Origin of the sequence: Streptomyces sp. NPDC001549 (assembly GCF_042894025.1) — a bacterium.
GTDB lineage: Bacteria > Actinomycetota > Actinomycetes > Streptomycetales > Streptomycetaceae > Streptomyces > Streptomyces kutzneri.
Window position 1 is genome coordinate 1 of record NZ_JBIAVJ010000072.1, and the last position, 2,500, is coordinate 2,500.

Below are 2,500 nucleotides of genomic sequence, written 5' to 3' on the forward strand. Positions count from 1 at the left end.
TTCAGAACTAACACAGTGGACGCGAGCAACTGAGGACAAGCCCTCGGCCTATTAGTACCAGTCAGCTTCACCCGTTACCGGGCTTCCACATCTGGCCTATCAACCCAGTCGTCTACTGGGAGCCTTACCCTCTCAAGGAGGTGGGAATACTCATCTTGAAGCAGGCTTCCCGCTTAGATGCTTTCAGCGGTTATCCCTCCCGAACGTAGCCAACCAGCCATGCCCTTGGCAGGACAACTGGCACACCAGAGGTTCGTCCGTCCCGGTCCTCTCGTACTAGGGACAGCCCTTCTCAATATTCCTACGCGCACAGCGGATAGGGACCGAACTGTCTCACGACGTTCTAAACCCAGCTCGCGTACCGCTTTAATGGGCGAACAGCCCAACCCTTGGGACCGACTCCAGCCCCAGGATGCGACGAGCCGACATCGAGGTGCCAAACCATCCCGTCGATATGGACTCTTGGGGAAGATCAGCCTGTTATCCCCGGGGTACCTTTTATCCGTTGAGCGACGGCGCTTCCACAAGCCACCGCCGGATCACTAGTCCCGACTTTCGTCCCTGCTCGACCCGTCGGTCTCACAGTCAAGCTCCCTTGTGCACTTACACTCAACACCTGATTGCCAACCAGGCTGAGGGAACCTTTGGGCGCCTCCGTTACCCTTTGGGAGGCAACCGCCCCAGTTAAACTACCCATCAGACACTGTCCCTGATCCGGATCACGGACCGAGGTTAGACATCCAGCACGACCAGAGTGGTATTTCAACGGCGACTCCACAACCACTGGCGTGGCTGCTTCAAAGTCTCCCACCTATCCTACACAAGCCGAACCGAACACCAATATCAAACTGTAGTAAAGGTCCCGGGGTCTTTCCGTCCTGCTGCGCGAAACGAGCATCTTTACTCGTAGTGCAATTTCACCGGGCCTATGGTTGAGACAGTCGAGAAGTCGTTACGCCATTCGTGCAGGTCGGAACTTACCCGACAAGGAATTTCGCTACCTTAGGATGGTTATAGTTACCACCGCCGTTTACTGGCGCTTAAGTTCTCAGCTTCGCAACCCCGAAAGGTCACTAACCGGTCCCCTTAACGTTCCAGCACCGGGCAGGCGTCAGTCCGTATACATCGCCTTACGGCTTCGCACGGACCTGTGTTTTTAGTAAACAGTCGCTTCTCGCTGGTCTCTGCGGCCACCCCCAGCTCACCGAGTAAATCGGATCACCAGTGATGGCCCCCCTTCTCCCGAAGTTACGGGGGCATTTTGCCGAGTTCCTTAACCATAGTTCACCCGAACGCCTCGGTATTCTCTACCTGACCACCTGAGTCGGTTTAGGGTACGGGCCGCCATGAAACTCGCTAGAGGCTTTTCTCGACAGCATAGGATCATCCACTTCACCACAATCGGCTCGGCATCAGGTCTCAGCCTTAATGAGGGACGGATTTGCCTACCCCTCGGCCTACACCCTTACCCCGGGACTACCACCGCCCGGGCTGGACTACCTTCCTGCGTCACCCCATCGCTTACCTACTACAAGTCTGGTTCGTCGGCTCCACCACTTTCCTTTCCCCGAAGGGTCCGGAACGGCTTCACGGACTTAGCATCGCCTGATTCGATATTGGGCGTTTCAAAGCGGGTACCGGAATATCAACCGGTTGTCCATCGACTACGCCTGTCGGCCTCGCCTTAGGTCCCGACTTACCCTGGGCAGATCAGCTTGACCCAGGAACCCTTAGTCAATCGGCGCACACGTTTCTCACGTGTGTATCGCTACTCATGCCTGCATTCTCACTCGTGAACCGTCCACAACTAGCTTCCGCTGCTGCTTCACCCGGCACACGACGCTCCCCTACCCATCACAGCGGGCGTTGGCCCTATTGCTGCAATGACACGACTTCGGCGGTACGCTTGAGCCCCGCTACATTGTCGGCGCGGAATCACTTGACCAGTGAGCTATTACGCACTCTTTCAAGGGTGGCTGCTTCTAAGCCAACCTCCTGGTTGTCTCTGCGACTCCACATCCTTTCCCACTTAGCGTACGCTTAGGGGCCTTAGTCGATGCTCTGGGCTGTTTCCCTCTCGACCATGGAGCTTATCCCCCACAGTCTCACTGCCGTGCTCTCACTTACCGGCATTCGGAGTTTGGCTAAGGTCAGTAACCCGGTAGGGCCCATCGCCTATCCAGTGCTCTACCTCCGGCAAGAAACACACGACGCTGCACCTAAATGCATTTCGGGGAGAACCAGCTATCACGGAGTTTGATTGGCCTTTCACCCCTAACCACAGGTCATCCCCCAGGTTTTCAACCCTGGTGGGTTCGGTCCTCCACGAAGTCTTACCTCCGCTTCAACCTGCCCATGGCTAGATCACTCCGCTTCGGGTCTAGAGCGTGCAACTCAATCGCCCTATTCGGACTCGCTTTCGCTACGGCTTCCCCACACGGGTTAACCTCGCTACACACCGCTAACTCGCAGGCTCATTCTTCAAAAGGCACGCAGTCAC

At 56.4% G+C, this 2,500-nt stretch carries 1 rRNA gene (cut by a window edge); it reads right to left on the reverse strand.

The annotated features are described in order from the left end of the window. Positions 1-31: 31 nt before the first annotated feature. Positions 32-2,500 (reverse strand): 23S ribosomal RNA (locus ACFY04_RS43535) (it continues 654 nt past the right edge of the window).